The sequence below is a fragment of the Bradyrhizobium sp. C-145 genome, from assembly GCF_023375135.1.
Classification (GTDB): domain Bacteria; phylum Pseudomonadota; class Alphaproteobacteria; order Rhizobiales; family Xanthobacteraceae; genus Bradyrhizobium; species Bradyrhizobium zhanjiangense.
The window spans coordinates 8,211,682-8,232,042 of sequence record NZ_CP088150.1; the positions used below are offsets into that span (position 1 = coordinate 8,211,682).

Consider the following 20,361-nt stretch of genomic DNA (forward strand, 5'->3'; position numbering starts at 1 on the left):
TCGCTCACTTCGCGAGCTCCTTCAGGCCGAGGCGAATGAGCTGCGCCGTCTCAGCGCCTTCACCGGCACTGCGCGACGCGGACGCAATCGCCGCAGCCGCCTGCGGCTGGCCGTAGCCGAGATTGACCAGCGCCGAGATCGCATCCGCCACGGGGCGCGGCGCGCGCTGGTCGTCGACGGCGCCGGCGAGATGCAACACGGCTGGATCGACATTGGCAAAGGCCGGCGCCTTGTCCTTCAACTCGGTGACGATGCGCTCGGCGACCTTGGGGCCAACGCCCGGCGTGCGGGATACGGCGGCCTTGTCGCGCAGCGCAATGGCATTGGCGAGGTCGGCTGGCGCCAGCGTGCCGAGCACGGCCAGCGAGACCTTGGCGCCGACGCCCTGCACGGTCTGAAGCAGGCGAAACCATTCGCGCTCCTGGTCGGTGCGGAAGCCGAACAGTTTGATCTGATCCTCGCGGACATAGGTCTCGATCGACAGCACGGCCGCTTCACCCGGCGACGGCAGATGCTGCAGCGTGCGCGACGAGCAGTGCACCTGATAGCCCACGCCGCCGACGTCGAGGATGACGAAATCCTCGCCGTAGGAATCGATCAGGCCCTTGAGCTTGCCGATCATATCCCCACCACCTTCAGCCTAAGCGCCGTGCTCTGGCGGTGATGGGCGTGGGTGATGGCGATGGCGAGCGCGTCGGCGGCGTCCGCGGACGGCGGCTCGGCCTTGGGCAGCAAAATCTTGAGCATCATCGCGATCTGTTGCTTGTCGGCGTGACCGGCGCCAACCACCGTCTTCTTGACCTGGTTCGGCGCATATTCGGCGACACTGATGCCGAACATCGCCGGCGCCAGCATGGCAACGCCGCGGGCCTGGCCGAGCTTTAGCGTCGCGACGCCGTCCTTGTTGACAAACGTCTGCTCGACCGCGGCTTCCATCGGCTTGTGAGCGGAAAGAACGGAAGCGAGCCCCTCATGAATCGCGAGCAGCCGGCTCGACAGCGGCAAATCGTCCGGCGGTTCCACCGAACCGCAGGCGACGTAGATCAAGCGATTGCCCTCAGCCTCGATCACGCCCCAGCCGGTGCGGCGCAGGCCGGGGTCGATGCCGATGATGCGAACGGGGCTACGAATCGGGAGCGCAGTCATGCGCCAGTGATAGCGGCTGGCCACTGGAAGCGAAACAGAAACAGAACGGAAGTAACAGGGGAAAGCCGGTCTGGTGCCCCGGGCGCGACGCAGCGCAAAGCGGTGCGGCGCTGAACCGGGGCCCATTTAGCCATCGATGCCTAGAGAATGATGGGTCCCGGCTCTGCGCAGCAGCGTTTCACGCTGCAGCGCGTCCGGGACACGAGAGTGCCCTACCCACCCATCTTCGCCATCAGCGCGTCCGACACCTCGAAATTGGCGTAGACGTTCTGGACGTCGTCGTGCTCGTTCAGCAGGTCCATCAACTTGAGCAGCTTCTCGCCGGTCTCGTCGTCGACCGCAACCGTGTTCTGCGGCTTCCAGATCAGCGCGGCCTTGCGCGGCTCGCCGAACTTGGCTTCCAGCGCCTTGGCGACGTCGCGATAGCCTTCGGTCGAGGCATAGATCTCGTGGCCGCCCTCGCCGGAAACGACGTCGTCTGCGCCGGCTTCGATCGCGGCGTCCAGCACGGCGTCGTCGGAGGCGACGCTGCGGTCGTACTCGATGATTCCGGTGCGGTCGAACATGAACGAGACCGAGCCGGTTTCGCCGAGATTGCCGCCGGACTTGGTGAAGAAGGAGCGGATGTCGGAAGCGGCGCGGTTGCGGTTGTCGGTCAGCGCTTCGACGATGACGGCGACGCCACCGGGGCCGTAGCCCTCGTAGCGGATTTCGTCATAGTTCTCGCCGTCGCTGCCGAGCGCCTTCTTGATGGCGCGCTCGATATTGTCCTTCGGCATGTTCTCCTGGCGCGCGGCGATCACGGCGGCGCGCAGGCGCGGGTTCATGGCGGGGTCAGGGGTGCCGAGCTTGGCCGCGACGGTGATTTCCCGCGCCAGCTTGCCGAACAGCTTCGACTTCTGGGCATCCTGCCGCCCCTTGCGATGCATGATGTTCTTGAATTGGGAATGTCCGGCCATGCGTGATCTCTTGAATGGTCTTTGGAATCGTTCGCCGATGGGGTGGGAAGCGCGGCCTTATAGGCCGCCAACCCACCGGAATCAAAGGGCTCTGGTACTTTAAGGTAGCACTGTAGAGGTAGCCACCGTAATGGTCCGTGCCTAGAGGTCGGGCATTGTTAACCCTGATTTCATTTCGGCCTGCGAAAATAGCGTCCGCCCGTTCCCCGACAAGAGAGACGTGATGGCGTTCGGACTATTTCGGAAGCGTCTGCCGGAGATGGCTGCGCCCGCGGCAGCTCCGCAGCCGGTGGCCAATTTCGAGCCCGTCCCCGCCACGGACGGCGATTCCGCCAGGGAGATCCTGGAATTGCTGGAACTCGAGCTGGGCGCCATGATCCGCCAGCTCGAGCGCGCCGCCAATTCGGTGGCCGGCGGCGCCGAGGCGACCGCCGCAACCCTTGCCGCCATTCGCGACCGCACCGACGCCCTGACCGGCCGCACCAACGCGGCGCAATCGACCGCCTCCACCTTCGCCCATGCCGCCGACAAGTTCACGCAGTCCGCGCTGGGAATCGGGGCGCAGGTCCGCGAGGCCGGCAAGCTCGCCGACGAGGCCAGCGCCGCGGCGCAGGAAGCCCGCGCCAACGTCGACCGCTTGCGCGAATCCTCCGCCGCAATCGGCAATGTCGTCAATCTGATCGCGCAGATCGCGCGGCAGACGACGCTGCTCGCGCTCAACTCGACCATTGAGGCCGCTCGTGCCGGCGCTGCGGGAAAAGGCTTCGCGGTCGTCGCCACCGAGGTCAAGGCCCTCGCGGTGCAGACCCAGAGCGCGACCGAAGAGATCACCCGGAAGATCGACGCGCTCCAGCGCGACGCTGCCGGCTCCGCGGATGCGGTGCATCGCATCTCGCAGGCGATCGAGGCGATCCGCCCGGTGTTCGCGACCGTCAACGGCGCGGTCGCCGAGCAGAACGCCACCACCAGCGAAGTCTCCGGCAATGCGACAAGCGCGTCGGAATTCATCGTCTCGGTCGGCGAGAGCGCGGCCGAGATCGATGCCGCGACCAAGGCGGCCGAGACCCATGGCGAGAATGTCGCCAGCGCCGGCCGCGCCGTCACCACTTTCGCGCAGAAGCTGAAATCGCGCTGCGCCGTGCTGCTCCGCCAGAGCGAGCACGACGACCGCCGCAAGACCGAGCGCTTGCCCTGCCATCTCAAGTTCGAAACCGCGCGCGGCGTGATGCCGGTCTATGAAATCGCGATGGACGGCGTGCTGATCGGCGGCGCAGACGCAGGCCGGCTTGCGCCGCAAGCGCTGATCGAAGGCAGCCTCGAACACGTCGGCGCCTGCCGCCTGCGCGTGGTCGAGCAATCCAAGGCCGGCGCCCGCGCGCAATTCGTCAATCCCAATACCGAGCTCCGCGAGAAGATCGAAGACAGGCTGTGGTCGATCCATGAGGAGAACACGGAGTTCGTCACCCGCGCCATGGAAGCGGGCAACGCGCTGACCAGGATATTCGAGCAGGCGATCGCGCGCGGCGAGGTCAGGATCGACGACCTCTTCGACACCGATTATGTGGAAATTGCCGGCACCAATCCGCAGCAATATCGCACGAAGTATCTCGACTGGGCCGACCGGGCGCTGCCTCCGTTCCAGGAAGCCTTTCTGGCGAAGGAGCCGCGCATGGCGTTCTGCGCCATGGTCGACCGCAACGGCTTCCTGCCGGTACACAACAAGATCTATTCGCATCCGCAGCGGCCGGGCGATGTCGCCTGGAACATGGCCAACAGCCGCAACCGGCGGATATTCAACGATCCGGCCGGATTGGCCGCGGCACGCAACCTGCGCTCGTACCTGGTCCAAAGCTATGCGCGCGACATGGGCAACGGGAACACGGTCATGATGCGGGAGATCGACGTCCCGATCCGCGTGCAGGGCCGGCACTGGGGTGGATTCCGCACCGCTTACAAGCTCTAGAGCATAATCGGAAAAGTTGTGCAGCGGTCTTTCTACAAGACCATGCTCCAACCAAAGAATGGCCCTCGTGCACGCTCAGGCAAGACGGCGGCGGCGAATCATCCCTTAAGTCATCATTGGAATGGGAATGCCGCCGCGAGCCGGCGAACGGCTCTGACTGGAGGATTCATCGAACATGTCCGTCGCTCAAGTTGCAGTCATGGACACCGGCTCCAACCGGACGCTGGCCGAACGACTGATCGACCAGCTCGCCGATCGCATCGGCGGCCTCGGCGTGGAGCTCGCCGACATCGCCGGCAACGTCCAGGAAGTCGCAAACCGCGTCGCGAACCAGTCGGAACGGTTCCACCACCTCCAGAAGACGGCCGAGACGATGGTCTCGGCCAACCACGACATCGCCAATGCATCACAGGCAGTGCAAACGACCACGTCCGCGGCGGTCGGCGAGATCGTGCAGTCGCGCAGCGCAGTCGATACCGCGGTCAGCCACATTTCCGAGCTCGTCGCCGCGGTGGAGCGCATCGAAGCGCGCTTGAGCGCCGTCGGCTCGGCGCTGGCGCAGGTGGCAAAGGTATCAGGCTCGATCGAGGCGATCGCGAAACAGACCAATCTGCTTGCGCTGAACGCGACGATCGAAGCGGCGCGCGCCGGCAATGCCGGCCGCGGCTTCGCCGTGGTCGCGAGCGAAGTGAAGAACCTCGCGGAAGCCACCCGCCAGGCCACGCATCAGATCTCCGACACCGTGCGCGATCTCGACGGCCAGATCGAGGGCCTGATCGGCGAGAGCAGCGACGCCTCGCAGCGCGCGAAGACCGCAGGCGAAGGTGCCCAGCAGATCTCCGGCATCATCTCACGCGTCCAGCAGGGCTTTGCCTCCGTGGAAGCGGAGATCGACAGCGTCACGCGCGCGGCGACCTCCAATCTCGGACATTGCGACACCGTCATCAGCGAGCTCAACGAGCTCGCCAAGGGCGTCGATCTGTCCTCGCGCGATCTCAAGAACGCCGACGAGCGGGTGGCAAAGCTGCTCGACACTTCCGAAGGCCTGATCGCGCTGATCGCCGACAGCGGCGTGGAGACGTCGGACGCGCCGCTGATCCGCGTCGTCGTCGAGACCGCCAAGCGAATCTCCGCCGAGTTCGAAGCGGCGATCGATCGCGGCGATATCACGCTCGACCAGCTCATGGATGAGACGTACCGCGAAATTCCCGGCACCGATCCGAAACAATACCTCACCAAATACGTCGAGTTCACCGATCGCGTGCTGCCCGCGATCCAGGACCCGATTCAGAAATCCGATCCCCGCATCGTGTTCTGCGTCGCCTGGGCCAAGGGCGGCTATCTGCCGACCCATAATCCGAACTACCGTCTGCCGCAGGGCAAGGACCCGGTCTGGAACAACGCCAATTGCCGCAATCGCCGCCTGTTCACCGATCGCGCGGTCAAGAAGGTCGCGGCCAACACCAAGCCGTTCCTGCTCCAGACCTACCGCCGCGACATGGGCGGCGGGCAGTTCGTGCTGATGAAGGATCTGTCCTCGCCGATCATGGTCCGCGGCAAGCACTGGGGCGCCTTCCGGATGGGTTTTCGCCAGAGCTGACGGCCCGCGAGGCGCCTTGCGCGACGGCGCTCCGGCGCCCTCAAATCAAAAACTGAAAAACAACCCCATGCACAGTAGCCGGGGCGTGCGAAATCAAAGGTTTACGCCAGTAGGCCCGAAGAAGCCGCGACGCGGTTGACGCGTCGGGCAAAACAGGGGCATAATGCGATTATTCCGAAATCGCACATTTGCGCCTTTTGCTGCCTCGTGGGAGTAGGTCGCGTAGCCGGCTGCGACCCCATTCATCTCGCGCGGAGAGCCCTCACACGCTCGCACTTAATGCTAACGTTGCGCAGGCCAAGCGGAGAAGGTCCTGCAGTCACACGGAAGCCGAATTGCTCTGAGTTACAAGCCAAGCGCGATCTCGGCCCATTTCAACATGCGGTCGCTATTGAGGAACGCCAGCACCGCCGGTTCCAGTGACGCGGGCGCACCCGGTCCAACCAAAGCCGTGGCGGCCACCATGTCGCAGCGCTGATTGAAGGCGAGTGAGAGCGCGTTGCGATTTCCCTCGACCCGATAGTGCCGGCTGCGGCCGCGCATCGGACCGACGATGATCTCTCGACCGGCACCGATCGGCGTTGCCTTGCCAATCAGCGCCAGGTCGCCCATTTTATCGAGGTCGTCATCGTCGGCGACGCCGGTGGCACAATTGCAAAACCCGAGCTTGGCGCGAACGTAGAGCTGGACCTCGCCGCCGCAATCCTCGGCCTTGCAGCGGAATGCCTTTCCCTTCCCCCAGGGATCTGCGCCGAAAGGCCAGTCGGTTTCTGACCACACCGGGCGGACCTCGCCGAGTGCCGCTGTAGCGCGTGCCGGTTCGCCGGATCGCAATGTCCAGACCGCAGCGACTGCGCAGAGCAGTGCGGTGGCTGCGCCGATCACAACGAATTTGCCTGTCAGGCGCATGGAAGCTGCCACGGCAGTTTTGCTAATTCTGAGCCATGAACTTTCGTGCGGCCGCGAGGTCCTCCCGCGAGGAGTCGCCATTGCGCGCCATGTCGACGATTTTCGCGTAGTACTGACGTGCCTTCACGGCATCATCCGCTTTCTCGGCGGCGTGAGCGGCGCCGATCGTCGCGCCAAAGCGGTTCGGCTCCTTGCGCATAGTGCTTTCAAAGGCGGCCAATGCCTCCGTCGCCATGCCGCGCTCGAGCAGCATGGTCCCGTAAAGCTCGCGTGCCGGAGCAAGCGGTCCCGGCGTCACGATGGATTTTTCGGTCTTGTCTTCGGCATCGGCGGCAAGGCGCATCGCTTCCAACGCGTCCGCCTGTTTTCCCTGGGCATTGAGCTGCCAGGCTGTGGCGACCTGCCGCTGAATGTCGACGATCTCGGCCCAATACGCGTCCTTGTCCTGCTGCAGCTTGTCCCGCAGCTCCGCCAGCTTGGCGATGTCCGCCGTTGCGGCGTCTGCATTGCCGGAGCGCGCAGCGCCAAGGGCGCGGGCGAAATAGGTGATCGCATCGACATAGGCAAACCGGCTCGGCTCAACCTTCAGCGCGGCGGCGCCCTGCCAATCGCCGCGCTCGACCATATAGCGCGCCTGGCTGGCCGCTATCGCGTAGGGACCGGCGCGGACGGCCGGCGCATAACCCGTGGTCGCAACCATGTCCGCGATGACGTCGCGAGCTCGGCTGTCCTGCGCAAGCTGGAGCAGGGCGTAGACCATATAGTCGTCGGCATGCAGCTGCTCGCTGGGGTCCTTGCCCTCCTTGGCAGCCTTGGCGGAACGGCTATTGGCCTCGATGGATTCGTTCCAGTAGCCGACGCGCGTGAAGATGTGCGACGGCATATGCAAAGCATGCGGCGCCGCCGGCGCGATCTCGGAATAGCGCTTGGCAGCGTCGAGACCTTGCTCGGCGATCGCCGGATAATCGTAGAGGTGGATCAGGTAATGCGCGACGCCGGGGTGGCGCGGCTGCCGCTTGAAGATCGGCTCCAGGATGGCAGCGCCCTTGAGCTGGTTAGCATAGGTCTTGTCGTTTGGTGAGGCCGTGACATTCAGCGTAATGGCGTAGGCGATCTGCGCCTCGTCATCATCGGGATAGCGCGCGGCGACGGCTTCGGTTGCCTTGAGATAGGCCTGCGCGCGCTGGCCAAACGTCGTCTTTTCGTCGCCCGAATAGAAGGCCAGCAGCGCATCGATATAGTCGCGTTCACGTTCGCTCTTGGCGCCGAGTGCCTTGGCCTTCTGCAGCGCGGCAAGGCCCTCGGTGAGGTTTTCCTTCGGCGCGGGAAAATGCGGATTATACAGCAGGCTCAGGGCAATGCCCCAATAGGCGATCGCGCATTCCGGATCGGCCTGCAACGTCTCCTCGAAAATCTCTTTCGCGGGCCGGTACCAGAACGAGTGCTGATAGCGCATCCCGCGGTCAAAGCGGCGCTGCGCCAATTCGTTGCAGGAGGTCTGGAAGTGAACCTTGCCAAACTGCTCGTCGGTCCCGTCCTCCGCGCGTGCGGCAGGCGTGGCAGAGATCGAGCCCAGGATAGCGAGGGTAAGAAGAGAGACGGTTCTCAAGGCGAGCGCGCGCATCGGCCCCTCCGTTTCTATTCAGAAAATTGAGTCGGATGGCGCCGATAAAGTCCGGGGCGCCGAAGTTCGTAATGCTGAAATTGGCGATGGCAATTGCGTTGTTGGAAGGATTTGCCCATTCGCGATGCGAGTCAATAGGAGCGGACAAATTGCATTAGGGAAGCACGCCTGTCAGGCTCCATCCGCGCGTGAGCGAAATCGTAAGGCGGATAGCGAAGCGCAGCCGCCATTTCACCGACGCCGATCTGCCGCCGGAATATTGGCAGACGCTCCTCGACGATCCACGCGCTGAGGCCTGGTCACTGCGGAGGCACGCAGACCTCATACGAAGTGTAGCGCAAGTTTATGAGTACGCGCCTAACTCAACCAGAACTTCGGTGTGGTCGGCTCGAGCCGGCCGCCGACGCGCACCGGCGCGATCCGCAATGCGAGGCCCGTCGTGTCATCCGTCTCCACGGCGACGGCGCTCAGCGTCGCCGTCCCCGCGGCCGGCTCGAAGCGCCCTGAGGGAATCCCCGAGGTGAACCGGCGCAGCGGCTCTTCCTTCTGCATGCCGATGATGGAATCGTAATCGCCGGTCATGCCGGCATCGGTCATGTAGGCGGTGCCGCCTGACAGGATCTGGTGGTCGGCGGTGGGCACGTGGGTGTGTGTGCCGACGACGAGGCTGGCGCGGCCGTCGCAGAAGAAGCCGATGCCCTGCTTCTCGCTGGACGCCTCGCAATGGAAGTCGACGACGATGGCATCGGCCGCAACACCGAGCGGACAGGCGCCGAGTTCACGCTCGAGTGCCGCGAAGGGATCGTCGAACGGGGTCATGAAGACGCGCCCCAAAGCGTTGACGACGAGCGCATGCTTGCCGTTCTTGGTCTCGATCAGCGCGGCGCCGCGGCCCGGCGTGCCGCGCGGATAGTTCGCCGGCCGCACCAGGCGCTCGGCGCGCTCGATGAAAACCAAGGCTTCACGTTGGTCCCAGGAGTGATTGCCGAGCGTCACCGCATCGGCGCCGGCGTCAAGAAACTCCTGATAGATCGCTTCCGTGATGCCGAAGCCGCCGGCGGCATTCTCGCCGTTGACGACGACCAAATCGAGCGACCAGTCCTTGACCATGCCAGGCAGATGGTCCGCAATCGCCGTGCGTCCGGCGCGGCCGACGACGTCACCCACGAAGAGAATGCGCAACTTCAGAACTCCGGAATTCGAACACGTCCGATTCCGTTAGCACATAATCCAGCGCGACGTCGTGCGATAGTGCCGGAACCGCCTCGATCTCCTGCGCTGCGAAGGCAAGCCCGATCCCGACGATATGCTTGGTTTTGCGCAAATGCGCGAAGGTGAAATCGTAATGCCCAGCACCATAGCCGATGCGGTGGCCGAGACGGTCGAAGGCGGCGAGCGGCGTCAGCATGATGTCGGGGATGACTTCGCTTGCTGCCGGCGACGGCTCGGGAATGCCGAGCGGGCCGAGCATCAGGCGATCGTTCGGATGAAACAGACGGAAGATCAGCGACTGGCCGCGCGCGGTGACGCAAGGCAGCGCCAGCTTTGCGCCTTCTTCGGCGAGCTTTCTCATCAGCGGTAGCGGATCGATCTCGCTGCGGATCGGCGAATAGCCGGAGACGATGCTGCCGGGCAGGAGCTTGAACGGCAGCCCGCGCTTGGCGAGCTTTGCAGCGGCGGTGGTGCGCTTCTTCTCGCTCAGCGCGTCGCGCGCCGCCAGCGCTTTGGCACGGAGTTCGGCTTTGGAGTTGGACATGCGCTTTGGTCCCCCACGTCATCACCCGCGAATGCGGGTGATCCAGTATTCCAGAGGCGGTGATGCTCACACTCGAACGCCGCGGCGTACTGGATGCCCCGCCTTCGCGGGGCATGACACCTACTGAACTGGCCGCAGTAGTTTCGACAGACACGAACCAGAAGCAAACAGTGCGAAGCCGCGTACGCCGTTGAAGCACTCGATCCCGGAGTTCCCTACGAAAGTAGGTGGGCACCATATGTCCGGGCCCACGGGCCCGGCCAGGGACAGTTCCCTAAAGGATCGATAAGGCCCCGGGGATATATGGCTCCTGACGCACGTCGCAGCCTCGCTCGCGCAATCTAACAACGATACTGACGAATCGCCAGCCCGGCGAGAACGCCGAGCTTCGGCGTACTGAGGCGCCCTGCGAGTCACGGCGGAGGTGCGCTCCCTCCCCCGCCTGCGGGGGAGGGCTCGGGAGAGGGTGTCTCCGCAACGGGACAATCCCCTAGAGGAGAGAGCCCTCACCCGGCGCTTTCGCGCCGACCTCTCCCGCAAGCGGGGGAGGTTGAGTCCGCGGCACCATCGAGCACATCGATCGAATCTCTGGCAGCCCCTACCCGATCGCGATGCCGTTGCCGACGGTCCGGTTCAGGATCTGGGTCGACTTCTCGATGCGTTCGGCGGCGGCGTTCAGCGCGTTCACCACCGCGGTCTGCGTCATCCGGGCGCGCTCGACGGCGGCGTTGCGGAAATCCCTGAGCTCGGTCAACTCCTGCTCCAGGGTACGGACGCGGTTGCCGATGTCGACCAGCTCGTCGCACACGGTCAGCGCCGCCATCACGGTGAGGCGTGCATCGCCGATCTCGCCGAATTTTCCGCGCAGCGACTGGATGCGCGTCTCCAGGCTTTCGGCGAGCTTGAGCAGCCGCACCTCCTGGCCCTCCTCGCAGGCCATGCGGTATTGCCGGCCGTTGATGGTGACGTTGATGTGGCTCATCCGTCCTCTCCGGTATCGAGCACCGAACGTATCGTGACGATTGCGGAATCCAGCCGGTCGGAGATCTCGCGATTGGTGCGCTCGAGCTTGCGCGCCTTCACCAGCGCACCGTCGAGTTCGTCGGCAAGGCGCGAGCGGTCGGCGCCGAGCGCCTGAATCCGCGCCGCGAGCTCGTTCTCGTCGCGATCGGCATCGCGCCGCCGCTCCACCGCGCTTTCGAGCGCGTCGAGCGCAGCCGTGAGCCTGCGGGTCGCGATCTCGATCTCGACGGCGGATGACTCCGTCATGGCAGAGCTGTTGGACACGCGATCGTTCATGCAGTCAGCGGCGGAACCTATGGCCTTTCCCCAGTGGCCTTATTCCTGGGGCTCGCCGTCCGGCAAAAGACTCGGTTCGGCAAGCGGTTAGAAGCAGAAATTTACGTGGCAAGCTAGCCCAGCGCAACGTCGCCGCGAAACTATGCACCGATAAGCAGTTTTTGCGGCCAAACCGGCGTTTGATTGCCTTGGACTCCCGAAACCGAGATGCTATCCAGCCCCAGCTCCCGTGGCCGCTAGGCTCGACCCCGCGCGGCGTGCACGGCCATCAAGCACCTCATTTCAGACGGATTTTCATCATGATGCAGTTCGATGCCACTCGTATGGCGAATACGCAGGTCGATCACACCCGTATGGCCAACGCGATCCGCGGGCTCTCGATGGACGCCGTCGAGAAGGCCAAATCGGGCCATCCGGGCCTGCCGATGGGTGCGGCCGACATCGCCACGGTGCTGTTCACGCAGTTCCTGAAATTCGACGCTGCCGCGCCCGCCTGGCCGGATCGCGACCGCTTCGTGCTCTCGGCCGGCCACGGCTCGATGCTGCTCTATTCGCTGCTGTACCTGACCGGCAATTCCGAGATGACGCTGGACCAGATCAAGCAGTTCCGCCAGGTCGACTCGCTCACGCCTGGCCACCCCGAGAATTTCCGCACCAAGGGCATCGAGACCACCACCGGGCCGCTCGGCCAGGGCATCTCGACCGCAGTCGGCATGGCACTGGCCGAGAAGATGCTCGCCGCCGAGTTCGGCAAGAAGATCGTCGACCACCACACCTATGTGCTCGCCTCCGACGGCGACCTGATGGAAGGCGTGTCGCAGGAAGCGATCGCGATGGCCGGGCACTGGAAGCTCAACAAGCTGATCGTGCTCTACGACGACAACGGCATCTCGATCGACGGCCCGACCTCGATCTCCGACTCCGTCGACCAGGTGAAACGCTTCAAGTCGGCCGGCTGGGCCGCCGAGAAGATCGACGGCCAAGACAAGGTTGCAGTTGCTGATGCCATCACGCGCGCGAAGAAATCGAACAAGCCGACGCTGATCGCCTGCCGCACCACCATCGGTTTCGGCGCGCCGCACAAGGCCGGCACGTCGAAGGTGCACGGCGAGGCGCTAGGGGCCGACGAGCTCAAGGCCGCCAAGGAAAATCTCGGCATCTCGCTCGAGCCATTCTCCGTGCCTGATGACGTGCTGAAGGCGTGGCGCGCGGCCGGCAGCCGCGGCGCTGTGGCGCGGCAGGAATGGGAAACACGGCTTGGTGAGCTCGGCAGCCGCAAGCGTGCCGAGTTCGAGCGCCGCCTGCGCCATGAGCGTCCGGCCTCGCTGGCGAAGGCGCTGCGCGCGCACAAGAAGGAACTGCTGGAGAAGCCGCTGACGGCGGCGACGCGCAAATCGTCGGAAGCGGCGATCGAGGCGATTGCAGCCGCGATGCCGATGGAATTCCTGGCCGGCTCCGCCGATCTCACCGGCTCCAACAACAACAAGGCGAAGTCGGCGACCGCCTTCTCGGCCAAGACGCCGAAGGGCCGCTTCATCCATTACGGCATCCGCGAGCACGGCATGACCGCTGCGATGAACGGCATCTTCCTGCACGGCGGCTTCGCGCCGAACGGCGCGACCTTCCTGGTGTTCACCGACTACGCCCGGCCCGCGATGCGCCTTGCCGCGCTGATGGGCTCCGGCGTCGTCTATGTGATGACGCACGATTCCATCGGTCTCGGCGAAGACGGGCCGACCCATCAGCCGGTCGAGCATCTCGCCGCACTTCGCGCCATTCCCAACATGCGCGTGTTCCGTCCCTGCGATGCCATCGAGGTCGCCGAGTGCTGGGAGCTCGCGCTCAACCGCATCGACGGCCCGACCGTGCTGGCGCTGACGCGCCAGAACCTGCCGCAGCTCCGCACCACCGCACCGAACGACAATCCCTGCGCAGCCGGCGCCTATGAGCTGGTCGCAGCCCAAGGCGAAGCCAAGGTGACACTGTTCGCCTCCGGCTCCGAGGTCGAGATCGCGGTCGCCGCCCAAAAGCAGCTCGCCGAGCGCGGCATCGCGTCACGGGTGGTTTCTGTTCCTTCGCTCGAGCTGTTGTTAGCGCAACCAGAGGCGAAACGCGCCGCAATCATCGGTAACGCACCGGTGAAGATTGCGATCGAGGCCGCCGTGCGCTGGGGCTGGGATGCCGTGATCGGCCAGGATGGCGAATTCATCGGCATGCATTCCTTCGGCGAAAGCGGTCCTGCCAAGGAGCTTTACAAGCATTTCGGCATTACTACCGAGGCCACGGTTAACGCTGTGCTGAAGCGCGTTTCCTGAGAGTTGAGCTTGCCGCAAAAAAGGACTACGTAATCTCTCATATGATCACGCACCGCCCGGCCGAACCGGGCGCCCGCCCCTAAAAAACCCTCGCAGGCGCGCAAAGCGCGTTGTGCGGGATGACAACGGTCATTGAAGGAGACGAAACATGGCAGTCCGCGTCGCAATTAACGGTTTTGGTCGCATCGGCCGCAATGTGCTGCGGGCTATCGCCGAGTCAGGCCGCAAGGACATCGAGGTCGTCGGCATCAACGATCTCGGCCCGGTCGAGACCAACGCCCATCTGCTCCGTTTCGATAGCGTCCATGGCCGTTTCCCCGGCACCGTCACCGTCGATGGTGACTCGATCAGCCTCGGCAACGGCAAGATCAAGGTGACCGCCGAGCGCGATCCCTCGAAGCTGCCGTGGAAGGATCTCGGCGTCGATGTCGCGCTGGAATGCACCGGCATCTTCACCTCGAAGGACAAAGCCTCCGCGCATCTGACCGCCGGCGCCAAGCGCGTGCTGGTCTCCGCGCCCGCCGACGGCGCCGATGCAACCATCGTCTACGGCGTCAACCACGACACCCTGACCAAGGATCATCTGGTCGTCTCCAACGGCTCCTGCACCACCAACTGCCTCGCGCCGGTCGCCAAGGTGCTGAACGATCTCGTCGGCATCGAGACCGGCTTCATGACCACGATCCATGCCTATACCGGCGACCAGCCGACGCTGGACACGCTGCACAAGGATCTCTACCGCGGCCGTGCGGCTGCGATGTCGATGATCCCGACCTCGACCGGCGCCGCCAAGGCGATCGGCCTCGTGCTGCCCGAGCTGAAGGGCAAGCTCGACGGCGTCGCGATCCGCGTGCCGACGCCGAATGTCTCGGTCGTCGACCTCAAGATCGTCGCCAAGCGCGCCACCGACGCCAAGGAGGTCAACGCGGCGATGAAGCGCGCCTCCGAGCAGCAGCTCAAAGGCATCCTCGGCTACACCAGCGCGCCCAACGTCTCGATCGACTTCAACCACGATCCGCACTCCTCGACCTTCCACGAGGACCAGACCAAGGTGCAGAACGGCACGCTGGTGCGCGTGATGTCCTGGTACGACAACGAGTGGGGCTTCTCGAACCGCATGGCGGACACCGCCGTCGCGATCGCGAAGGTGATCTAAGGGGAGCGCAATGCTTCCTGCCTGGATTGGCATCCCTGGCGCCATATTGCTGATCGCGTTGATCGCGTACGGTGTGCGTCAGGGAAGCAAGATAACGACCAGGCAGGAAGGCGATCCACCCGAGCGCGATGCGCCGTAGCGTCGCCAGCTAACGAGTGATTCAGGACATGGCCAAATTCCGCACCCTCGACGACGTCGATGTGAAGGGCAAACGCGTATTGCTGCGCGTCGACCTCAACGTACCCATGGAGAATGGGCGCGTCAGCGACGCAACGCGGCTCGAGCGCGTCGCACCGACCATCAGCGAGATCTCCGACAAGGGCGGCAAGGTCATCCTGCTCGCACATTTCGGCCGGCCGAAGGGCCGCGATGCCAAGGACTCGCTCAAGCCCGTCGCGGAAGCGCTGTCCAAGGTCGTGAAAAAGCCCGTCGCGTTCGCGGACGATTGCATCGGCGAGCCTGCGGCCACAGCCGTCGCCGGTTTGAAGGACGGCGACATCCTCTGCCTGGAAAACACCCGCTTCCACAAGGAAGAGGAAAAGAACGATCCCGCTTTCGTCGCGGAGCTGGCAAAGCTCGGCGACATCTGGGTCAATGACGCCTTCTCGGCCGCGCATCGTGCCCACGCTTCGACCGAGGGCCTCGGCCACAAGCTGCCGGCCTATGCCGGCCGCACCATGCAGGCCGAGCTCGACGCGCTGGAGAAGGCGCTGGGCTCGCCGACCAAACCGGTCATCGCGATCATCGGCGGCGCAAAAGTCTCGACCAAGATCGATCTGCTCGAAAACCTCGTGAACAAGGTCGACGCGCTCGTGATCGGCGGCGGCATGGCCAACACCTTCCTGCACGCCCAGGGCGTCGCGGTCGGCAAGTCGCTGGCCGAGAAGGATCTCGCCGCCACCGCGCTGCGCATCATGGAGAAGGCAAGCGCCGCCAACTGCGCGATCATCCTCCCCGTGGACGCCACCGTCGCCTATCATTTCGCCGCCAACGCGCCCTCGCACGCCTATGGGCTCGACGCGATCCCCGCCGACGGCATGATCCTCGACGTCGGCCCGCAATCGGTGGCGCGCGTCCACGCCGCGATCGACGATGCCGCAACGCTGGTCTGGAACGGACCGCTGGGCGCCTTTGAAATGCAGCCGTTCGACCGCGGCACGGTCGCGGCCGCCAGGCACGCCGCCGAGCGCACCAAGGACAAGAAGCTGATCTCGATCGCCGGCGGCGGCGACACCGTCGCCGCGCTCAACCAGGCCGGCGTCGCCGGCAGTTTCACCTATGTCTCGACCGCCGGTGGCGCGTTCCTTGAATGGATGGAAGGCAAGCCCTTGCCCGGCGTCGAGGTGCTGCGCGTCAGTTAAGCTTAAGTCGGCAAACATTGAGCGGCCTTGCAGGCCCAAACGGGAGAAAAAGACAGATGGCTCGGATCACGTTACGTCAATTGCTCGACCACGCGGCGGAGAACGATTACGGCGTACCGGCCTTCAATATCAACAACATGGAGCAGGCGCTGGCGATCATGGACGCGGCCAACCAGGTCGACGCGCCCGTCATCATCCAGGCCTCGCGCGGTGCGCGCTCCTACGCCAACGACGTCATGCTCAAGCATATGATGGATGCGGTGACCGAGATCTATCCGCACATTCCGGTCTGCGTGCATCTCGACCACGGCAACGAGCCGGCGACCTGCATGACCGCGATCCAGTCCGGCTTCACCTCGGTGATGATGGACGGCTCGCTCAAGGCCGACGGCAAGACCCCCGGCGACTGGGGCTACAATGTCGGCGTCACCAAGACCGTGACCGACATGGCCCATCTCGGCGGCATCTCGGTGGAAGGCGAACTCGGCGTGCTCGGCTCGCTCGAGACCGGCATGGGCGACAAGGAAGACGGCCACGGTGCCGAAGGCAAGCTCAGCCACGACCAGCTGCTGACCAATCCGGACGAGGCCGTGAAGTTCGTGCAGGAGACCAAGGTCGACGCGCTCGCGATCGCGATGGGGACTTCTCACGGTGCTTACAAATTTACCCGCAAGCCCGACGGCGACATCCTCGCCATGAACGTGATCGAGGAGATCCACCGCAAGCTGCCGAACACGCATCTCGTGATGCATGGTTCGTCCTCGGTGCCGCAGGACCTCCAGGACATCATCAACGCCTATGGCGGCAAGATGAAGCCGACCTGGGGCGTCCCGGTCGCCGAGATCCAGCGCGGCATCAAGAACGGCGTGCGCAAGATCAACATCGACACCGACAACCGCATGGCGATGACCGGCCAGATCCGGAAAGTGCTCAAGGACAATCCGGAAGAGTTCGATCCGCGCAAGTACCTGAAGCCCGCAATGGAAGCGATGACCAAGCTGTGCAAGCAGCGGCTCCAGGAGTTCAATACCGCCGGCCAGGCCTCGAAGATCAAGAAGGTCCTGACCACCGCCGAAATGGCCAAGCGCTACGCCAAGGGCGAGCTCGACCCCCGCGTCGCATAGCGATCGCGGTGGCGTGATCTATTCCTCCCTCTCCCCGTTCTTACGGGGGGAGGGTCGGGGTGAGGGGCTCTCTCTGCGAGTCGTACCCTATCGATAGACCTGTACCCCCTCATCCGGATTTTACGCGTAGCGTAAAATCCGACCTCTCCCCGCAAGCGGGGCGAGGTTAAGGGTCGCCCGACCCCGGCCACCATTTTACCCGACGACCTCCCGCCCCCCTTTACCCTGCGACGAACGTTAACTCGGCAATTGCCCGAGAACGGTCTATTTTCACGGGCAAGGGCAGAATCGTTTTGGGAGGACCTCTCGATGAATCTGACTGAGCTCAACAGGATCGCGACCGCCATGGTCGCGCCCGGCAAGGGCATCCTTGCCGCCGACGAATCCTCCGGCACCATCAAGAAGCGTTTTGACGCGATCGGCGTCGAATCGACCGAAGCGAACCGCCGCGACTATCGCGAGATGCTGTTCCGCTCCAAGGAGGCCATGAGCCAGTATATCTCCGGGGTGATCCTCTATGACGAGACGATCTGGCAGGATGCCAAGGACGGCACGCCGCTGATCAGGCTGATCGAGGAGAGCGGCGCCCTCCCCGGCATCAAGGTCGACGAAGGCACGCAAGCCCTGCCGATGTGCCCGGGCGAGCTTGTGACCATCGGCCTCGACAAGCTCGCCGAGCGGCTGAAGAAATATTACGAGCGCGGCGCCCGCTTCGCCAAATGGCGTGCGGTGATCGACATCGGCAGCGGCATTCCCTCGATGACGGCGATCAACGTCAACGCGCACGCGCTGGCGCGCTACGCCGCGCTGTGCCAAGCCGCGCAGATCGTGCCGATCGTCGAGCCCGAGGTGCTGATGGATGGTGATCACGACATCGAGCGCTGCTATGAGGTGACGCAACGCGTCCTCAACAAGACGTTCCAGGAATTGCGCGAGCAGCGCGTCGCGCTCGAAGGCATGGTGCTGAAGCCGAACATGGCAATCTCAGGCAAGAAGTGCGCGAAGCAGGCTTCCGTCGAGGAAGTCGCGGAGAAGACAATCCGGCTGCTTAAGGCCTGCGTGCCGGCGGCGGTGCCGGGCATCGCCTTCCTTTCCGGCGGCCAGTCCGACGAGGAGGCGACCGCGCATCTCAACGCCATGCACAAGCTCGGCCCGCTGCCCTGGGGCCTGACCTTCTCCTATGGCCGCGCGCTGCAAGCCGCGCCGCAAAAGGCCTGGTCCGGCAAGGCCGAGAACGTCGCGGCCGGACAGCGTGCCTTCAGCCACCGCGCGCGGATGAACGGCCTCGCGTCCAAGGGCGAATGGCAAGCCAGCCTGGAAAAGAAAGCAGCCTAGACCTTGTCGAACAAACCGCCTCCGCCGCGCCCGGCGCCGCGTCTCTATCTCGCGACGCCTGTTGTCGATGACCCCGCTTCGCTTGTGGCCGAGCTGCCTGCGCTGCTCGCCTCTGCCGATGTCGCGGCCGTGCTGCTACGGCTGAAGGAGACCGACCAGCGCACGATGATCTCGCGCATCAAGGCCTTCGCGCCGCCGGTGCAGAAGGCGGGCGCCGCGCTGCTCATCGACGGCCATGCCGAACTGGTGGCGCGCGGCGGCGCCGATGGTGCGCATCTCACGGGCCTTGCCGCGCTGGAAGAGGCGGCGCCCTCGCTCAAGCCGGATCGCATTGCCGGTGTCGGCGGGCTCGCCACGCGCCACGATTCCATGAGCGCGGGCGAGATGGGCGCCGACTACGTGCTGTTCGGCGAGCCCGACGCCAGCGGCCAGCGGCCGTCGTCGCAGGCGATCGCCGAGCGGCTGGACTGGTGGGCCGAGCTGTTCGAGCCGCCCTGCGTCGGCTTTGCCACCTCGCTCGAGGAGGCCTACGATTTCGCCGCCAGCGGTGCCGATTTCGTGCTGGCCGGCGAGTTCATCTGGGCCGATCCGCGCGGGCCCAAGGCCGCGCTGGTCGAGGCCGATGCTGCAATCAAGAAGGCCCATGCGACGGCGCCGGCTGGCCAGGAGCACGGCTAGCGCCCGACATGAAGCTCCCGCGCATCACCATTTTGGCCACGCTGCTGCTCACAGCGCCCGCGGCCGCGCAGCTCCAGATCACCCCGCCGGCCACAACGCCGAGCCCCCCCGCCGAAAAACAGAAGCCCAAGCCGCACGCGCTCACCAACAAGAAGGAGGCCGCACCGGCGCCGAAGCCTTCGGCTTCGCCCAAGCCGGCCCCCTCCTCCAAGCCGGCCCCGGCCGCGACCGTGATCCCCGCGCCGCCGACCGACAATTCCAACGTCGATCTGGTGTTCGGCGCCTATCAGCGCGGCCAGTACAAGACGGCGTTCGAGCTCGCCACCGCCCGCGCGCAAGGAGGCGATCCCAAGGCGATGACCATGCTCGGCGAGCTCTATTCCAATGCCATGGGCATCCGCCGCGACTACGCCAAGGCACAGGAATGGTACAAGCGCGCTGCGGATGCCGGCGACCGCGAGGCGATGTTCGCGCTCGCCATGCTGCGCATGTCCGGCCGCGGCGGCCCGGTCGACAAGGGCGAAGCGGTGAAGCTGATGGCCTCCGCCGCCAAGCTGGGCGAGCCCAAGGCGGCCTATAACCTCGCTCTGCTTTACCTGGACGGCCAGACCCTGCCGCAGGACGTCAAGCGGTCCGCCGAGCTGTTGCGCCAGGCCGCCGATGGCGGCCTGCCCGAGGCGCAATACGCGCTCGCGACCTTTTACAAGGAGGGCACCGGTGTGCCGAAGGACCCGGAACGCGCGGTGCGGCTGCTCCAGGCCGCGACGCTGGCCGACAATGTCGATGCCGAGGTCGAATACGCCATCGCGCTGTTCAACGGCACCGGCACGCCGAAGAACCAGCCGGCCGCTGTGGCGTTGCTCCGCAAGGCATCGCGCCAGGGCAGCGCGATCGCGCAGAACCGGCTGGCCTGGGTGCTGATCAACGGCATGGGCACGGCCGTGGACAAGGTCGAGGGCTTCAAATGGCACCTGGTGGCCAAGACCGCCGGCAAGGGCGACCCGGAGCTCGACAAGCAATTGTCCGATCTGCCGGCCGAGGACCGGGCCAAGGCGGAAGCCGCCGCAAAGAAATGGCTCGGGACCAAATGACTTGACCTTGGCGCCCTCGCAGGGCACCCCATCCCTCAAACGGGC

The 20,361-nt window shown here is 64.9% G+C and carries 18 protein-coding genes and 1 other RNA gene; 9 read left to right on the forward strand and 10 right to left on the reverse strand.

Annotation, left to right across the window (positions count from 1 at the left end; all coding sequences use genetic code 11):
* Positions 1 to 4: 4 nt before the first annotated feature.
* The 3 genes from ruvA to LRP30_RS38660 all read right to left on the reverse strand — a co-directional run bounded on the left by ruvA (position 5) and on the right by LRP30_RS38660 (position 2,105).
* Positions 5 to 622 (reverse strand): Holliday junction branch migration protein RuvA, encoded by a 618-nt coding sequence (gene ruvA, locus LRP30_RS38650; protein WP_249758201.1) that lies wholly within the window; start codon positions 620 to 622, stop codon positions 5 to 7.
* Positions 619 to 1,146: a crossover junction endodeoxyribonuclease RuvC gene (ruvC, locus tag LRP30_RS38655; protein ID WP_249758202.1), complete on the reverse strand. Its 528-nt coding sequence runs from the start codon at positions 1,144 to 1,146 to the stop codon at positions 619 to 621. The genes ruvA and ruvC overlap by 4 nt, the downstream gene beginning before the upstream one ends.
* A gap of 212 nt (positions 1,147 to 1,358) precedes the next feature.
* Positions 1,359 to 2,105, reverse strand: coding sequence for a YebC/PmpR family DNA-binding transcriptional regulator (locus LRP30_RS38660; protein WP_126261898.1), 747 nt, complete (start codon positions 2,103 to 2,105; stop codon positions 1,359 to 1,361).
* Positions 2,106 to 2,328: 223 nt separating this feature from the next.
* Between LRP30_RS38660 and LRP30_RS38665 the strand changes: the two genes are divergently transcribed.
* A complete protein-coding gene (locus LRP30_RS38665) occupies positions 2,329 to 4,068 on the forward strand; it encodes a methyl-accepting chemotaxis protein (protein ID WP_249758203.1) in 1,740 nt (579 codons plus the stop codon).
* A gap of 175 nt (positions 4,069 to 4,243) precedes the next feature.
* A complete protein-coding gene (locus LRP30_RS38670; protein ID WP_249758204.1) occupies positions 4,244 to 5,668 on the forward strand; it encodes a methyl-accepting chemotaxis protein in 1,425 nt (474 codons plus the stop codon).
* Positions 5,669 to 6,013: 345 nt separating this feature from the next.
* On the opposite strand, the gene LRP30_RS38675 is transcribed toward LRP30_RS38670, so the two are convergent.
* The 7 genes from LRP30_RS38675 to LRP30_RS38705 all read right to left on the reverse strand — a co-directional run bounded on the left by LRP30_RS38675 (position 6,014) and on the right by LRP30_RS38705 (position 11,226).
* A complete protein-coding gene (locus LRP30_RS38675; protein ID WP_249758205.1) occupies positions 6,014 to 6,589 on the reverse strand; it encodes a hypothetical protein in 576 nt (191 codons plus the stop codon).
* Between the two features lie 10 nt (positions 6,590 to 6,599).
* Positions 6,600 to 8,201, reverse strand: coding sequence for a hypothetical protein (locus LRP30_RS38680; protein ID WP_249758206.1), 1,602 nt, complete (start codon positions 8,199 to 8,201; stop codon positions 6,600 to 6,602).
* Between the two features lie 357 nt (positions 8,202 to 8,558).
* The gene (locus LRP30_RS38685) at positions 8,559 to 9,383 is read right to left on the reverse strand and encodes a TIGR00282 family metallophosphoesterase (protein WP_164939407.1); all 825 of its coding nucleotides are present in this window, start codon (positions 9,381 to 9,383) and stop codon (positions 8,559 to 8,561) included.
* Positions 9,361 to 9,957, reverse strand: coding sequence for a 5-formyltetrahydrofolate cyclo-ligase (locus LRP30_RS38690; protein WP_249758207.1), 597 nt, complete (start codon positions 9,955 to 9,957; stop codon positions 9,361 to 9,363). Before LRP30_RS38690 ends, LRP30_RS38685 begins: the two co-directional genes overlap by 23 nt.
* 171 nt (positions 9,958 to 10,128) lie before the next feature.
* A non-coding RNA gene (gene ssrS, locus LRP30_RS38695) (6S RNA) lies at positions 10,129 to 10,289 on the reverse strand.
* 266 nt (positions 10,290 to 10,555) lie between these two features.
* Positions 10,556 to 10,939: a cell division protein ZapA gene (locus LRP30_RS38700; RefSeq protein WP_091881461.1), complete on the reverse strand. Its 384-nt coding sequence runs from the start codon at positions 10,937 to 10,939 to the stop codon at positions 10,556 to 10,558.
* Positions 10,936 to 11,226 carry a DUF4164 domain-containing protein gene (locus LRP30_RS38705; protein ID WP_008546526.1) on the reverse strand — a complete coding sequence of 97 codons (291 nt, stop codon included), beginning with the start codon at positions 11,224 to 11,226 and terminating at the stop codon, positions 10,936 to 10,938. The genes LRP30_RS38700 and LRP30_RS38705 overlap by 4 nt, the downstream gene beginning before the upstream one ends.
* 329 nt (positions 11,227 to 11,555) lie before the next feature.
* Here LRP30_RS38705 and tkt point away from each other — a divergent pair, with 329 nt between their 5' ends.
* The 7 genes from tkt (at position 11,556) to LRP30_RS38740 (ending at position 20,316) form a co-directional block, all read left to right on the forward strand.
* On the forward strand, positions 11,556 to 13,571 hold the full coding sequence (gene tkt / locus LRP30_RS38710; RefSeq protein WP_249758208.1) for a transketolase: 2,016 nt from the start codon (positions 11,556 to 11,558) through the stop codon (positions 13,569 to 13,571).
* A gap of 148 nt (positions 13,572 to 13,719) precedes the next feature.
* The gene (gap, locus tag LRP30_RS38715; protein ID WP_249758209.1) at positions 13,720 to 14,727 is read left to right on the forward strand and encodes a type I glyceraldehyde-3-phosphate dehydrogenase; all 1,008 of its coding nucleotides are present in this window, start codon (positions 13,720 to 13,722) and stop codon (positions 14,725 to 14,727) included.
* A gap of 167 nt (positions 14,728 to 14,894) precedes the next feature.
* Positions 14,895 to 16,088 carry a phosphoglycerate kinase gene (locus tag LRP30_RS38720; RefSeq protein ID WP_128936572.1) on the forward strand — a complete coding sequence of 398 codons (1,194 nt, stop codon included), beginning with the start codon at positions 14,895 to 14,897 and terminating at the stop codon, positions 16,086 to 16,088.
* Positions 16,089 to 16,144: 56 nt separating this feature from the next.
* Positions 16,145 to 17,212 (forward strand): class II fructose-bisphosphate aldolase, encoded by a 1,068-nt coding sequence (gene fba / locus LRP30_RS38725; protein WP_128936573.1) that lies wholly within the window; start codon positions 16,145 to 16,147, stop codon positions 17,210 to 17,212.
* A 309-nt stretch (positions 17,213 to 17,521) separates the two neighbouring features.
* The gene (locus LRP30_RS38730; RefSeq protein WP_128936574.1) at positions 17,522 to 18,547 is read left to right on the forward strand and encodes a class I fructose-bisphosphate aldolase; all 1,026 of its coding nucleotides are present in this window, start codon (positions 17,522 to 17,524) and stop codon (positions 18,545 to 18,547) included.
* A gap of 3 nt (positions 18,548 to 18,550) precedes the next feature.
* Complete coding sequence (locus tag LRP30_RS38735; RefSeq protein WP_249758210.1) at positions 18,551 to 19,225, forward strand: thiamine phosphate synthase; 675 nt, start codon at positions 18,551 to 18,553, stop codon at positions 19,223 to 19,225.
* An 8-nt stretch (positions 19,226 to 19,233) separates the two neighbouring features.
* Positions 19,234 to 20,316, forward strand: a complete 1,083-nt coding sequence (locus LRP30_RS38740; protein ID WP_249758211.1) for a tetratricopeptide repeat protein — start codon at positions 19,234 to 19,236, stop codon at positions 20,314 to 20,316.
* Positions 20,317 to 20,361: the final 45 nt, after the last annotated feature.

Coding starts and splice junctions, on each gene's coding strand:
- LRP30_RS38670 (WP_249758204.1), top strand. CDS start 4,244: ATGTCCGTCGCTCAAGTTGCAGTCATGGACACCGGCTCCAACCGGACG.
- ruvA (WP_249758201.1), bottom strand. CDS start 622: ATGATCGGCAAGCTCAAGGGCCTGATCGATTCCTACGGCGAGGATTTC.
- LRP30_RS38740 (WP_249758211.1), top strand. CDS start 19,234: ATGAAGCTCCCGCGCATCACCATTTTGGCCACGCTGCTGCTCACAGCG.
- LRP30_RS38660 (WP_126261898.1), bottom strand. CDS start 2,105: ATGGCCGGACATTCCCAATTCAAGAACATCATGCATCGCAAGGGGCGG.
- LRP30_RS38680 (WP_249758206.1), bottom strand. CDS start 8,201: ATGCGCGCGCTCGCCTTGAGAACCGTCTCTCTTCTTACCCTCGCTATC.
- LRP30_RS38730 (WP_128936574.1), top strand. CDS start 17,522: ATGAATCTGACTGAGCTCAACAGGATCGCGACCGCCATGGTCGCGCCC.
- tkt (WP_249758208.1), top strand. CDS start 11,556: ATGATGCAGTTCGATGCCACTCGTATGGCGAATACGCAGGTCGATCAC.
- fba (WP_128936573.1), top strand. CDS start 16,145: ATGGCTCGGATCACGTTACGTCAATTGCTCGACCACGCGGCGGAGAAC.
- ruvC (WP_249758202.1), bottom strand. CDS start 1,146: ATGACTGCGCTCCCGATTCGTAGCCCCGTTCGCATCATCGGCATCGAC.
- gap (WP_249758209.1), top strand. CDS start 13,720: ATGGCAGTCCGCGTCGCAATTAACGGTTTTGGTCGCATCGGCCGCAAT.
- LRP30_RS38700 (WP_091881461.1), bottom strand. CDS start 10,939: ATGAGCCACATCAACGTCACCATCAACGGCCGGCAATACCGCATGGCC.
- LRP30_RS38705 (WP_008546526.1), bottom strand. CDS start 11,226: ATGACGGAGTCATCCGCCGTCGAGATCGAGATCGCGACCCGCAGGCTC.
- LRP30_RS38665 (WP_249758203.1), top strand. CDS start 2,329: ATGGCGTTCGGACTATTTCGGAAGCGTCTGCCGGAGATGGCTGCGCCC.
- LRP30_RS38720 (WP_128936572.1), top strand. CDS start 14,895: ATGGCCAAATTCCGCACCCTCGACGACGTCGATGTGAAGGGCAAACGC.
- LRP30_RS38690 (WP_249758207.1), bottom strand. CDS start 9,957: ATGTCCAACTCCAAAGCCGAACTCCGTGCCAAAGCGCTGGCGGCGCGC.